Raw genomic sequence first — 13,939 nt, 5'->3', positions numbered from 1 at the left:
GCAAACGTTGTACTAAAAGGTCGATCGGCGCGCCGCGTTCGCGACGCAGCCTCGTCTCACTGCCGCTCGATGACGGGCGGCGCCCAGCTTCCGTCACTGGCCTGCGGCTTCGGCGCATAAAGGCGCATCACGAGCTGGAAGTCGGCGCCGGGCGCCGGCAGCCAGTTCGACGCGCGCGCCTTGCCCGGCGAACGCTCCGACACGATCACGTCGACCGAGCCGTCGCGGTTCTTCTTCAGCTTGTCGCGATCCGAAATCGACAGGCGCGGCAGTTTCGAATCGGCGAGCGCGCCGTCCTTCGTGTACGCGGTGAGCGTCCAGAAACCGCGCACGGGCGGCACCTGGTTCGGCGCGATATGCAGCACGTAGGTATTCGCGCCGTTCAGCGGATGATCGTCGCTGTCGACGCGCGCGACCGGCCGCACTTCGCTGTCCTTCGTCGGCGTCCACGGCTGGTTGCGCGCGAGGAACGCACGCAGCGTGTAGTCGGAGCCGTAATTGCCGGCGCCGTCGCCGAACCAGGTCCAGCCGTTCTTCGAAAGCGCATTCGACGGCACCGTCGCCAAGCGCTCGCGGGCGTCGGCAAGGCCGGTGGCGAGCAACTCGGCGTCGCTCTTGCGGAACTGCACCGGCTCGCCGGGCACCACACCGAGCTCGCCGAGCTGGCTCATTTCGTGAGCGTCGTCGGGGGCGGGCGGGTTGTCGTCGAGCGCGCGCGCGAGCCGCGCGAAGAACGCGTTGGCGTCGAGCGACGCTGCCTGCTCGGCCGGCGACATCTGCGCGGGAGACGCCATCGTGCGCTCCGCGGCGCCCGTCGGCCAGGCGCCGGCCGTCGCGGGCGTGGCGAGCGCGGCGTTCGCTGCCGCGTCGTTCGCCGTGCTCTTCGCGCTCTTCACGCCGCCGCCCGTGTCCGGCGCGGTCTCGATCTGCATCGCCGTCTGCAGCTTGCGCGCTTCGCGCACGTCGCGCGGACCGTTCACCCGCACGCGAATCGACAGCCAGACGTAACGTGTCGGCGAATCGACGCGCGCCGCGCCCGCCGGCAACACGCCTTTCCACCCGGCCGGGACGAACGCTATCGTTTGCGCTTTCGGGAACGGCATGCGCTCGGCGCTCGAATAGAGCGTGTTGGTCCAGGCGTCGAATGCGCGGGCGTCGTAGTAGCGGCTGCGCGCAGCCGGCAGCGACACCAGCACCGGTCCGCTCGCGACATCGAGCCAGGCGCTCGAATCGATCGTGTCGACGCTCGGGAAACCACGCGCGCCGACCGGCGGCAGCGCGGTCGCGTGACGCAGCGTGTTGAGCGGTGCCTGGCCGGGCCGGCTGGCGTCGCCGCCCGCCGCGCGCTCGCGCGCGAGATCGGTGGCGACGAGCGGGAAGCCGAACGTGTAGGCGTCCGCGACCTGATCCTTCAGCCAGCCGCCGCTCGCCTTGGCCTGCTGCGTTTTCGTGGCGCACCCCGCCATGAGGGCCGCGGCGCCGAGAACGGCAGCCGCGCAGGCAACCGAATGCAACGGGAATGCCCAGCGTCGATTGGTTTTCATTCGAGTTCGATCCGGTTTTTTTACTGTATGTCCATGCGACGCGGTCCGCCGTGGCCCTTGCCCCGCCTCGACGCCGCGCGGTTCTTCCACGCATCTTCGCATCTCGGAATCCGGGTTTTATCTTATCTTTTCAGGATAGGCAAGGAGCACGTAACATCGCGCGCGCCGGCGGCGTGCGAAGGCTCGACAATGGCGGCGCCCGCCTTTCGGCGCCGGCCCGCCTCGCGTACCATCGACGCCTGTCCATCCCACTTTTCGAGCCGACGATGTACCTGCCCGCCCACTTTGAAGAAACGCGCCCGGAGGCGCTGCACGCGCTGATCGCGGCGCATCCGCTCGGGGCGCTCGTCACGTCCGGGCCGAATGGCCTCGACGCGAATCACGTCCCGTTCGAATTCGATGCGAGCAAGGACCCGGGCGCGCCCGGCACGCTGCGCGCCCACGTCGCGCGGGCGAATCCGGTGTGGCGCGAAGTCGGGCCGCAGTCGGACGTGCTGGTGATTTTCCAGGGGCCGACTGGCTATATTTCGCCGAACTGGTATCCGAGCAAGCACGAGGCGCACCGGCAGGTGCCGACTTACAACTATCTCGTCGTGCACGCGCACGGCCGGATCACCGTGCGCGACGACGAAGCGTTCGTGCGCGGCCTCGTCGCGCGCCTCACGCGCAAAATGGAAGCCGGCCAGCCCGTGCCCTGGAAAATGGGCGACGCGCCCGCCGATTTCATCGACCAGATGTTGGGAGCGATCGTCGGGATCGAGATCGAGGTGACGCGGTTCGTCGGAAAGGCGAAGCTTTCGCAGAACAAGAGCGACGCCGACCGGCGCGGCGCGGCCGACGGCCTGCGCACGCGCGACGACTCGCAAACCGACGCGCTCGCGGGCGCGATGCTCGCCGCCCCGCCGCCTATCAAATGACCTCGTTTGACCTTCCAAGCATGGGAAGGTCGATACTGCTTCTGTCGGGGTTCGTCGTTACAGGAATCGCCCCAGTCAGACCGGAGTGAGTTGTCATGTCCAGTGCAGAAGCATCGTCGAAAACGGCGGAATTCGCCGTCGGAGGAATGACGTGCGCGTCGTGCGTGGCGCGCGTCGAGAAGGTTTTGACGCGCGTGCCGGGCGTCGAGCGCGTGTCCGTCAATCTCGCCACCGAGAAGGCAACCGTCCACGCGAGCGCGTCCGTGAGCGACGAGCAGCTCGTCGCCGCGATCACCAAGGCCGGCTACGAAGCCACGCCGATCCAGCCCGAAGCGCCGCCCGCCGCGCCGTCGCCGATGCGCAACGGCGAACTCGCCGCCGTGATCGTCTCGGCGCTCATCACGCTGCCGCTCGTCCTGCCGATGTTCGGCAGCGCGTTCGAACTCACTATGTGGGTTCAGCTCGCGCTCGCGAGCGTCGTGCAGTTCGTGCTCGGCGCGCGCTTTTACGTCGGCGCGTGGCACGCGGTGCGCGCGAAGGCGGGCAACATGGATTTGCTCGTCGCGCTCGGCACGTCGGCGGCGTGGGGACTGAGCGTCTATCAGATGTTCGCGCATCCCGGCGACGCGATGCACCTCTACTTCGAGGCGTCGGCGGTCGTCATCACGCTGGTGCGCTTCGGCAAGTGGCTGGAGGCGCGCGCCAAGCGCCAGACCACCGACGCGATCCGCGCGCTCAACGCGCTGCGTCCCGAGCGCGCGCGCGTGCGCGACACGTCGGGCGAGCGCGAGATTGCGCTCGCCCACGTGCGCATCGGCGACGTCGCGATCGTGCGGCCGGGCGAGCGCGTGCCGGTGGACGGCATCGTGCGCGAGGGCCGCACGCACATCGACGAATCGCTGATTACGGGCGAAAGCCTGCCCGTCGCGAAGGAACCGGGCGCGCGCGCGACTGCCGGTTCGATCAACGGCGAAGGCGTGATCGCGATCGAGACGACGGCGATCGGCGCGGAAACGACGCTCGCGCGCATCATCCGGCTCGTCGAATCCGCGCAGGCGGAGAAGGCGCCGATCCAGCGGCTCGTCGATCGCGTGTCGGCAGTGTTCGTCCCGGCGATTCTCGCGATCGCGCTCGTCACGTTGATTGGCTGGCTCGTGCACGGCGCGCACGCCGAGACTGCGCTCCTGAACGCGGTCGCCGTGCTGGTGATCGCGTGCCCGTGCGCGCTCGGCCTCGCGACGCCGACCGCGATCATGGCGGGCACGGGCGTCGCGGCGCGTCACGGCGTGCTCATCAAGGACGCCGAGGCGCTCGAACTCGCGCACCGGATCAAGGTCGTCGCCTTCGACAAAACGGGCACGCTGACGGTCGGCCGTCCCACGGTGACGGCGTTCGAAACCGCGCCGGGCGTCGATCGCACACAGGCGCTCGGGTTCGCGGCCGCCGTGCAGCGCACGAGCGATCATCCGCTCGCGCGGGCGGTCGTCGCCGCGGCCGATGAAGCGCGCGCGCCGCGTCTCGAAGCGAGCGAAGCGCGCGCGGTCGCGGGACGCGGCGTCGAGGCGCGCGTCGCCTCCGATGGCGCGAACACGCTGGCGATCGGCAGCTCACGCTGGCTCGACGAGTTGAACGCGGACGTGCCGCAGGCGCTCGCCGCGCGGGCGCGCGAACTGGAAGCGCAGGGCAACACCGTGTCGTGGCTGATCGCGATGGACGGCCCGCGCGCGCTCGCCCTGATCGCTTTCGGCGATACGATCAAGCCGACCGCGCGCGCCGCGGTCGAGCGGCTGGCATCGATGGGCGTGAGAAGCGTGCTCGTCACCGGCGACAACGCGGGCAGCGCGGCGAGCGTCGCGGCGGCGCTTGGCATCGCGCCCGGGGACGTTCACGCGCAGGTGCTGCCGAACGACAAGGCGCGCGTGATCGCGCAACTCAAGACGACGACGGACGGCGTCGTCGCGATGGCGGGCGACGGCATCAACGACGCCCCGGCGCTCGCCGCCGCCGACATCGGCATCGCGATGGCGAGCGGCACGGACGTCGCGATCGAAGCGGCCGGCATCACGCTGATGCGCGGCGATCCGGCGCTCGTCGCGGATGCCATCGACATCTCGCGGCGCACGTACCGGAAGATCCAGCAGAACCTTTTCTGGGCGTTCGTCTATAACCTGATCGGCATTCCGCTCGCGGCGTTCGGGCTGCTCGATCCGATGTTCGCGGGCGCCGCGATGGCGTTCTCCAGCGTGAGCGTCGTGACCAACGCGCTGCTGTTGAGGACGTGGCACGCTCAGGCGGGATCGGCCGCCGCCGACGACCGCGCGGGCAGCCCGATCACGCGTCCCGCGTAACGTGCGGCGGGCGCGTCGCTGCACAGCGCGGCGATGCGTCCGGCGATGTCTTCATCGAACGCGGCCGACTTCGGTTCGCTGCTCGAATCGATGTGCAGCAGCATCTGCTCGCTTGCCGACACCGGTTCGCTTTGCTCGCCTTCGAACATCTCCATGTACAGATGAACGCGTTTCGCATCGCGCGCGAGCACCTGCGCGTCGATGCGAAGCGGCGCGCCCTCCTTCATCTCGCGCATGAAGTTCACGTGCGCTTCCAGCGTGTACATGGTGCGATGGCGGGCGCGGCGCGTGGCGTCGTCGAGCCCGATGCGGTCCATGAACGCATCCGTCGCGAGACTGTAGATCAGCATGTAGAACGCATCGCGCAGATGGCCGTTGTAGTCGACCCATTCGGGCCGGACCGTATCGCGGTAGATCGTGAATGCAGCGGCCATCTCGCCTCCGTCGTCAGTCTTCGATTCCGATGCTGCGGCCGCCCGTTTGCCGCGACGTGCGCGGGGCCGAACTGCTGCATGAAGTGTCTCATGCCGGATTCGCCGTCCGGGCATCGCGGCATCACGTTTAACAGCTACGCGTTCGTGGCTCATGCGGGCGCACGCCGACGCCGACCATCAACGCTTTCCGCCAGTGGCTGCTGGACGAATGCGGCGTCGAATGAGCGCCTGACGCTTCCGTTCCAGTGCGACGGCGTTTAGCTTCTATCCGGACGCGGCCCCGGTTTGCTCTACTTCGATCATGCAGTGCCGCGTCCGCGGCCTGGCCCAAACATTGAAGTGGAGAACGCATGCCCGCCGATTCGGTTTCCCGTCCGCATCAACTGGTATTGACCGTCGCCTGCCCGAGCGCGGCGGGCCAGGTTGCCGCCGTCGTCGGCTTTCTCGACCGGCATCAATGCTATATCGACGAACTGACCGTCTTCGACGACGACCTGAGCGAACGCTTCTTCGTGCGCTGCGTGTTTCATGGCGTCGAGCGCGACGAGACGCTTCAGATCGAGGCGCTCAAGCGCGAATTCGAAGCGATCGCGGCGCGCTTTCACATGACCTGGGCGATGCACGACGTCGCCGCGCGGCCGAAGGTGCTGATCATGGTGTCGAAGCTGGAACATTGCCTCGCCGACCTCCTGTTCCGCTGGCGCATGGGCGAGCTAAAAATGGACATCGTCGGTATCGCGTCGAACCACCGGGACCTGGAGCCGCTCGCCGTGCAGCACGGCCTGCCGTTCCATCATCTCCCGATCACGGCGGACACCAAGCCGCAACAGGAAGCGCGCATTCTCGACTTGTTCGACACCTGCGGCGCGGAACTGATGATCCTCGCGCGCTACATGCAGATTCTGTCCGGCGACACGAGCCGCAAGCTCGCGGGCCGCGCGATCAACATCCACCATTCGTTCCTGCCCGGCTTCAAGGGCGCGAAGCCTTATCACCAGGCGCATGCGCGCGGCGTGAAGCTGATCGGCGCGACGGCGCACTTCGTCACCGACGATCTGGACGAAGGTCCGATCATCGAGCAGGAAGTGGAGCGCGTCGATCATTCTTACAGCCCGGAGCGACTGCTCGCGACCGGACGCGACGTGGAATGCATTACGCTTGCGCGCGCGGTGAAGGCGTTCATCGAGCGGCGCGTGTTCATCAACGGCGACCGAACGGTCGTGCTGCAATAACGCAAAACGCCGCTTGGGTATCAAGCGGCGTTTTGCAGCTATTCAACCAACCGATCACTTCACCCAGCTATCCACCCGATCGCCATGCGCGCCGATCCATGCATCGGCGGCGGCGGTCGGCTTTTCGCCGTTCTGCGTCGCGAGCATCACGCTGTCGATCTCGCCCGGCTTCCACTGGAATTTCTTCAGGAATGCGACGACCGGCGGCGCCTTCTTTTCCAGCTCCGGATTCACGACGCTATCTACGTGCTCGGCTTCACCGAACACCTTCTTCGGATCGTCGAGGAACTTGAGCTTGTACTTCGCGAACATCCAGTGCGGCTTCCAGCCGGTCACGATGATCGGCTTGCTGGCCGCTTCCGAGCGCGCCAGTTCGGCCGTCATCGCGCTGCCCGAACTCGGCATCAACTGATAGTCGAGCTTGTAGGCCTTGATCGCCTCGCTCGCCTTCTGCATCACGCCCGCGCCCGCGTCGATGCCGACGATGCGCGACCCGAACTCCGCCTTCTTCGCCTGCAGGTCGTCGAGGCTCTTTACATCGAGGTTCTCAGGCACGATCAGACCGATCTTCGCATCGTTGAAGTTGGGGCCGAGATCGACGACCTTATCCTTGAAGTTGTTCCAGTACGCGCCGTGCGTGACCGGCAGCCAGGCGGAGAGCGTCGCGTCGAGGTCGCCGCGCGCCACGCCCTGCCACATCACGCCGGCCGCGACGGGAACCAGTTGCACCTGATAGCCGAGGCGCTTCTCGATGATGCGCGCGGCCACGTTGGACGTCGCGACGCTGTCGTCCCAGCCTTCCACGTAGCCGATCTTGATGGTCGGTTTCGTATCGGCGGAAACCCCTACGCTCGTTGCAGCCAGCGCCGCGCTTAAAGTACTTAGTACCAGCAGCTTTTTGATCAGTCTCATCGTCGTTCTCCCGTTCGCGGTTCAAGCCGTTGAGCATTCAGAATCGCCAGCCAGAATTGCGCTGTAACGCTGTTTTCCGACATCGAGTTGTCCTGATGCGACGTCGGCTGTTTTCCCTGCGTCCTATTTGTCGACGACGAGATCGGATAACGGCTTGCTGCAACACAGCAGCACCATCCCCTGATCGATTTCGCGCTGACGGATGCCACCTGCGTGTTTCATGTCGACGGCGCCCGACACGAGCTTGACCTTGCACGTGCCGCAAATGCCCTGCGTGCACGAAGCGGCGAGCCTCACGCCCGCCTTCTTCGCGGCGTCGAGCACGTGCTGTCCGCTGCCGCATTCGATCTCGCGATTGCTCTTCGCGAAGCTGACCTTGAACTTCGTTTCGACTTCAGCGGGCGCAGGCGCGAAGCCGACCGATTCCTCTGCCGAATGCCCGTTGCCCTGCAACGCATCGGCGACATGAGCGGTGGCGAGTTGCGCGGCGACTTCGGAAACTGTCTCGAACGAGAAGCTCTCTTCGTGATAGTGCTTGCGGTCGAAACCGCCTTCGTCGAGCAGATGGCGCACCGCTTTCATGTACGGCGCGGGACCGCACGTGAAGATCTCGCGTTCGAGAAAATCCGGCGCGATCAGCTTGAGGAGCGGCAGCGTCAGGAAGCCCGTGATGCCCGGCCAGTTCGTGCGCGCGCCGATCCGCTCGCAGACAAACGCCGTGCGGAAATTCGCCTGGTTGGACGCGATCAGGTCCAGTTCGCGCGCGAAGATGATGTCGTCGGGCGTGCGCGCGCTGTGCACGAACACGATGTCGCTGTCCTCGCCGAGTTCATGGTGCGCGCGGCTCATCGACATCAGCGGCGTGACGCCAGACCCCGCCGAGAGGAACAGGAACTTGCGCGCCGGATGCCGCGCGCAAGTGAATTCGCCGGATGGCCCGAGCACGCGCACGCTTGCTCCGGGCTGAAGATTGTCGTGCAGCCAGTTCGAGACCTTGCCGCCCGGCACGCGCTTGACCGTGATCGAAATCGTATGGGGACGCGTGGGCGGTGACGAAATCGTGTAGCAGCGGTTAATCGTCTCGCCGTCGATGTCGAGTTCGAGCGTGATGAACTGCCCCGGCTCGAAGACGAACGCGCGTTCGCCCGGCGCGCGGAAGAAAAAGCTCTTCACGTCGTGCGTTTCCTGCCGGACGTGACAGCAGACGAGCGTGTCGTCGGTGTCGCTGTCCCACCGCGCGGGCAGCGTGCCCCAGAATTGCGGCTGGGTCACGCGGCTCGTCGCCTCGAAGATCGCCTGATCGCGCATCATGTGTTTCTCCTGCTTCTCGTTTCAGGCGGCGCCTTTAGCGCATGAAGGACACGACTTTTTCAACATACGATGCCGGCACGGCGCCGGGCGCATCGGCGTAGTCGGCGAGACGCGCGATGTACCACTCGCAGAACTTCTCGACGAGACCTTCCGTGAACGGCGAGTAGGGGCCCGGTTCATAAGCGCTGCTCGTCGCGCCACGTTGCGAGTACTCGACCAGCGTGCGGTCCTGGTCGTTCGTCGCGCGCCACACGGCCGTGAGGTTGTTCACATCGTAGTCAATGCCCTCGCGCGCATCCTTGTGCACGAGCCACTTCGTGCGCACGAGCGTCCTTCCTGCCGACAGCGGAATCACGCAGAACGTCACGATGTGATCGCTCATGAAGTGATGCCACGAGTTCGGCTGCGTCCAGAACGACAGGCCGCCGAGGTCCGCCTGTTCGAAGCCGCCGAGCAGCTTCTTCGATGCGACCTTCGCGTCGAGCGTCTGCGATTCGCCGTCGCGGTCGAGCGGCAGGCGTTGCGTGCGAAAGCCAGTGACGAGATCGGCAAGACGTTCGATTTCCGCCGACGGCAGGTTCATCGCTTCCCACTGCGCGGTGCGTCGCGCGACGGTCTCTTCGAACGCGGCCATGCCTTCTTCGTTGGCTGGCGTGCGCTGATAGCCGAAGCCGTATTCGTAGAGAGAAACCGTCAGCTCGGGATGGTTCGCGACGCAGTGATAGCACTCGCGGTTGTTCTCCATCGTGAGCTTCCAGTTGCCTTCTTCGACGATATCGATCGATGCGGCGATCTTCGTGTCCTTGAGACCGTGCGGGAGCATGTACGGCTCCATCGCGGCGCGCATCACGCTGAAGTCGGCGGGAGGCTCGTCGGCCAGGCAGATGAAGATGAGGCCCGCCAGATTCTCCACGTGAACGCGCTTCAGACTATGCTTGCAACGGTCGAACTGGTCGCCCATGTGCTCGGCGAACATCAGGTCGCCATTGAGGTTGTAGGTCCAGCTGTGATAAGGGCAGACGATGTTGCCGAGCGAGCCTTTCTCCGAATTGCACAGGCGTGCGCCGCGATGCCGGCAGACGTTGTGATATGCGCGGATCTGCATGTCGTCGTCGCGCACGATCAGCGCCGAATCGTTGCCGATCTCGACCGTCATGTAGTCTCCCGGCTCGGGGACGTCCGGTTCCACCGCGACCTGAATCCAGTGCTTGCGGAAAATCGCGTCGAGATCGAGCGCATGAATGTCCTCGCTCGTGTAGAACGGCGCTTCGAGCGTGTAGCCTTTTTTGCGGCGTTCGATCATTGCGCGAACGTCTGCCGAAACTTTCATCGTGTGCTCCGTTGTGCCTGGGTGACCCGCTCGAGCGTTCGTGCCGGCAGGTTGTCTGCGAAACGAAAAATCAGTAATCCACGAGTTGATGCTCGCGCAAATACGCCAGGATCACTTGTGCTTTTTCGACGGAACTCCCTTCAATTACGACGCTGCCGCCGCGGCTCTCGGTCGTCGTCGCGGAAAGCATGCGCGCGTGGCCGGAGCGCTTCTCGGCGGCGGCGAGCCTGACCGGTTTCGCGGTCGCGGGACGCAGCGTCCAGTGCGCCGATTCGGCGTCCGCCGGCGCGCGCATCAGTACGGGCGCGACCGTGCCTTCCCGCAGGCGCGCATAGGCGTAGCGCGGCGCGGCGTTCGCCATCGGATGCACGGCGACGAGCGCGGGCAGCGAGGCCTCGACGCGGCGGCGCAAGCCCTTCGGCATGAACTGCCGCGCTTCGACCGCCGCGTCCTTGACCGTCACATCGACCGCCGAGCCGACGAGCGCCACGCCAAGCGCATCGGCGAGACGGTAAGGCAGCATGCCGCTGTCGAATGCGCCTTCGGCTCGCGTGCCGGTCATCACGAGGTCGTAGCCTTTCAGGCGTGTGGCGAGCGCCGCGATGGCGTCGCCTTCGACGTCGAGCACTTCGACGCGCGCCGCGCCCAGCGCCAGATATTCGCGTAGCGCGGGACTCGACGGATCGCCTGCATGCAGCACATCGAGCGTCGCGCGGCGCGCCTTCGCGATGGAAAGCGCCATGGTCAGCGCGGCGGCATCGTTGCGGCTGTAGCGCGCGGTGCCGCTCACCGGGTGTCGTCCGATGGAAACCAGTACGGCGATCTTCATGCCAGTGCTCCTTCCGCGACGGGCTTCGTGTTCAGCAACGCCGCGCTCGTACCCTTCGATTGGCGCGCGGCCGACGCCGCTTCGGTCAGCGCCGCGATGGTTTCCTGCGTGTCCGCGATGATCGTCAGGTTGGCGCGCTTGGCAATCGGCGAACTGGCGTCGAGGTTCACGGCGATCACATGCCGGCAATCCTTGATGCCCTGCAAGTGCTGAACCGCGCCCGAAATGCCGAACGCGATGTACACGCTCGCATCGACGGTCTTGCCGGTCGCACCGATCTGCTTGTCGCGTGTGAACTTGCCGTCGTCGACTGCAACGCGGCTCGCGCCGATCGCGGCGCCCAGCGTGCGGGCGAGGCGCTCGAACGCGGGCACGTCCGACACGCCGTTACCCGCCGACACGATGAAATCCGCCTCTTCCAGCGCGACCTGCGCGGCGTCGATCTCTTCGATGCCGAGATCGCGATACGCGCCCTTCGACGCCGCCACACCGATGCTTTCGACCCGCTCGCCCGCGCCGACGAACGGCAGCTTCGGATCGACGGCGTTGGCGCCAAGCAGGATCACTTCGGGCAGCGCGCGCGTCGCGAACGCCTTGCCGCCTTGCGCATACGTCGCGACATGCTTCGCATCGATTTCGACGACGTGCGTCGCGACGCTCGCGTTCGCGCGCGCCGCGTACCGGCGGCCGAGGTCGCCGTCGCCGGTTGCGTTGTCCGGCAGGAACACGTGCGCCGGAGAAAACGCGGCGACGTAAGCGGCCAGCGCGTTCAGTTCGTCTTCGGGCGCGAAGCCGCGCCGGTCGAACGCGGGCAACGCGATGAGTTTGTCAGCGCCGAGCGCGGCCGCGTCGTCGTTGAACTCGCCGAATGCGAGCAGCACGACTTCTGTGTGCGCATCCGCGATCAACGCGGCGGCGGCGAGCGTCTGGCGGGCGTGATCGTCGAGCGCACCGCGGTCCGTGTGCGCCGCGACCAGCAGCGCGCGCTCTGCAACGGCCGTCGTGCGACGCTGCTTCGCCTGCTCGCGATGACCGCCGTGAAGCATGGCCGCCATGTCGATCATGCCGCCGCCGGTCGCGCCGAGCGTGATGCGCCTGAGTCCATCGGCCGTGATCGTGAACGGCCGGCGCGGGTCGATTCGTTTGATGGTGTCGTTCATCGCTTACTCCAGCGCGGCCGCAACGAGTTCCGCCACGTCGAGCACTTCCGGACGCGGACCCACGACGCCTTCGAGCATCGCCGTGCAGTTCGGGCAGCCGACCGCGACGATCTCCGCGTCGATGGCGCGCGCGTCGGCGATACGGATGTCGGGAATGCGCTGCTTGCCGGGGATGTCGGTGAGCGGCGCGCCGCCGCCACCGCCGCAGCAGCGACCGCGCATGCCATGCCGCTCCATCTCGACCACCTTGATGCCGATGGTCTTCAGCAACTTGCGCGGCGCTTCCGTCTCGCCGTTGTAGCGGCCGAGATAGCACGGATCGTGATACGTGACCTTCTTTTCGGCGAGCGCGGCGGCGGCACGCGGCGAGAGCTTGCCGCTCGCGACGATCTCCGCGATCAGCGACGTGTGATGCTGCACGTCGTAAAAGCCGCCGAGCGCGCGATACTCGTTGCGCAGGCTGTGCATCACGTGCGGATCGGCGGTCACGATCTTGCCGAACGAGTACTGCGCGAGCGTGCCGATCAACTGCTTCGCGAGCTGCTGGAAGGTCGCTTCGTCGCCGAGACGACGGGCCGTATCGCCCGTGTCGGTCTCCACGCCACCGAGCACCGCATAGTCGATACCCGCCTGGTTCAATATCTTGACGAGCGCGCGCAGCGTGCGCTGATAGCGCATGTCGAACGCGCCTTCGCCCGCGAACAGCAGCACATCGACGTGACGTCCCGGCTGCGCGACCTGCACCTGCAAGTCCACGGCCCAGTCATAGCGCGCGCCGATGTCGTAGCCGTTCGCGCTGCCCGTCTCTCTCAGGTTCGCCAGCGTGATCGGTCCCTTGCCCGGCACGATGCCTTCGACGAGCGTCTGGTTGCGACGCATGTCGACGATCGCATCGATGTGCTCGATCAGCATCGGGCACTCCTGCACGCACGCGCGGCAAGTGGTGCAGGACCAGATCGTGTCCGCTTCGATCAGGCTCGACATCAGCGGCTTGCCCGGCGCGCCCGCATGACGGCCGACCGGAATGCCGGGCGTCGGGCTGCCTGCGTAGGCGGCGTCCGTTCCGCCGACCATGCCCGTCACGAGATCCTGAATCAGCTTCTTCGGATTCAGCGGCTGGCCCGATGCGAATGCGGGGCACGCGGCTTCGCACTTGCCGCATTGCACGCAGGCGTCGAAACTCAGCAACTGGTTCCAGCGAAACTCCACTGGCTTGCCGACGCCATACTCCTTTGCATCGAGGACGGGCATCTTGAGCGCGGTCGGCGGCACGACGTCGTTTGCGTGGTCCTTGTTCGTGAAGCGCTCCTGACGCGGATGGAACGCGAGATGCAGGAGACCCGCCATCGCGTGCTTCATCGGACCGCCGCGCGCCGCGCCGAAGGTCATCGCGAAGGCGCCGGCCGCGATCAGCAACGCGACGATGACCGCGAGCGCACCCGACATCGCGCCCGCCGGCAGCGCGACGAACAGCGCGAGACCGAGCGCGAACGACCCGAGTAAGAGCGGCAGGCTGTCCCACGGACCGCGCGACAGCCGCGCAGGCACGGCTTTCGCGCCATGCCGCCTGCGCCACACGAACACGGCGCCCACCAGCATGATCAACGCAGCGAGGAAGATCGCCTTGTCGAGCCACGGCGAATAGATCGCGAGTCCGTAGTTCAGGAACACGAGCGCCATCGCGAGGATCGCGCCGCCCGCAGTCGCGACATGCGTCTTCGCGATATACGGATCGCGCGCGACCACATGATGCAGGTCGACGAAATAGCGCTTCGGGATCGACAGCAGGTTGGCCCAGCCGTAGGCGCCCGCAGCGGTCGCGCGCCCTTCGCGCCAGTACGCCGCGCGCTTCATCACGGCGAACGCGAGACCGGCCACCGAAACCCACAGCAAGACGGTGATGACAAACACGGGGCTCATCG

General features: G+C 66.4%; 11 protein-coding genes. 3 read left to right on the top strand and 8 right to left on the bottom strand.

Annotated elements, in window-relative coordinates; genetic code table 11:
• Positions 1–56: 56 nt before the first annotated feature.
• Positions 57–1,544 (bottom strand): DUF1214 domain-containing protein, encoded by a 1,488-nt coding sequence (locus QCE48_RS28035; RefSeq protein WP_309781773.1) that lies wholly within the window; start codon positions 1,542–1,544, stop codon positions 57–59.
• Between the two features lie 266 nt (positions 1,545–1,810).
• Here QCE48_RS28035 and QCE48_RS28030 point away from each other — a divergent pair, with 266 nt between their 5' ends.
• Both QCE48_RS28030 and QCE48_RS28025 read left to right on the top strand, forming a co-directional pair.
• Entirely contained in the window at positions 1,811–2,461 is a 651-nt protein-coding gene (locus QCE48_RS28030) for an FMN-binding negative transcriptional regulator (protein ID WP_309781772.1), read from the top strand.
• Between the two features lie 95 nt (positions 2,462–2,556).
• Positions 2,557–4,809 carry a heavy metal translocating P-type ATPase gene (locus QCE48_RS28025; protein ID WP_309781771.1) on the top strand — a complete coding sequence of 751 codons (2,253 nt, stop codon included), beginning with the start codon at positions 2,557–2,559 and terminating at the stop codon, positions 4,807–4,809.
• Here QCE48_RS28025 and QCE48_RS28020 read toward each other — a convergent pair.
• Complete coding sequence (locus QCE48_RS28020) at positions 4,749–5,243, bottom strand: thioesterase family protein (RefSeq protein ID WP_309781769.1); 495 nt, start codon at positions 5,241–5,243, stop codon at positions 4,749–4,751. The genes QCE48_RS28025 and QCE48_RS28020 overlap by 61 nt on opposite strands.
• A gap of 350 nt (positions 5,244–5,593) precedes the next feature.
• Between QCE48_RS28020 and purU the strand changes: the two genes are divergently transcribed.
• Positions 5,594–6,475 carry a formyltetrahydrofolate deformylase gene (gene purU / locus QCE48_RS28015; protein ID WP_309781768.1) on the top strand — a complete coding sequence of 294 codons (882 nt, stop codon included), beginning with the start codon at positions 5,594–5,596 and terminating at the stop codon, positions 6,473–6,475.
• 54 nt (positions 6,476–6,529) lie between these two features.
• Here the strand turns inward: purU and QCE48_RS28010 are convergent, their stop codons facing one another.
• From QCE48_RS28010 to QCE48_RS27985, 6 genes are all read right to left on the bottom strand, one after another.
• On the bottom strand, positions 6,530–7,387 hold the full coding sequence (locus QCE48_RS28010; RefSeq protein ID WP_309781767.1) for a glycine betaine ABC transporter substrate-binding protein: 858 nt from the start codon (positions 7,385–7,387) through the stop codon (positions 6,530–6,532).
• A gap of 123 nt (positions 7,388–7,510) precedes the next feature.
• Positions 7,511–8,698 carry an FAD-binding oxidoreductase gene (locus QCE48_RS28005; protein ID WP_404981873.1) on the bottom strand — a complete coding sequence of 396 codons (1,188 nt, stop codon included), beginning with the start codon at positions 8,696–8,698 and terminating at the stop codon, positions 7,511–7,513.
• Between the two features lie 34 nt (positions 8,699–8,732).
• A complete protein-coding gene (locus QCE48_RS28000) occupies positions 8,733–10,028 on the bottom strand; it encodes an aromatic ring-hydroxylating dioxygenase subunit alpha (protein WP_309781765.1) in 1,296 nt (431 codons plus the stop codon).
• 70 nt (positions 10,029–10,098) lie between these two features.
• Complete coding sequence (locus QCE48_RS27995; protein WP_309781764.1) at positions 10,099–10,857, bottom strand: electron transfer flavoprotein subunit beta/FixA family protein; 759 nt, start codon at positions 10,855–10,857, stop codon at positions 10,099–10,101.
• Positions 10,854–12,017, bottom strand: coding sequence for an electron transfer flavoprotein subunit alpha/FixB family protein (locus QCE48_RS27990; protein ID WP_309781763.1), 1,164 nt, complete (start codon positions 12,015–12,017; stop codon positions 10,854–10,856). Before QCE48_RS27990 ends, QCE48_RS27995 begins: the two co-directional genes overlap by 4 nt.
• Before the next feature lie 3 nt (positions 12,018–12,020).
• Positions 12,021–13,937 carry a (Fe-S)-binding protein gene (locus QCE48_RS27985; protein WP_309781762.1) on the bottom strand — a complete coding sequence of 639 codons (1,917 nt, stop codon included), beginning with the start codon at positions 13,935–13,937 and terminating at the stop codon, positions 12,021–12,023.
• Positions 13,938–13,939: the final 2 nt, after the last annotated feature.

It is taken from the genome of Caballeronia sp. LZ024, from assembly GCF_031451455.1.
Lineage (GTDB): Bacteria > Pseudomonadota > Gammaproteobacteria > Burkholderiales > Burkholderiaceae > Caballeronia > Caballeronia telluris.
The sequence above is the reverse complement of the archived record's forward strand: the minus strand, read 5'-3'. Positions and strand labels throughout refer to the sequence as shown.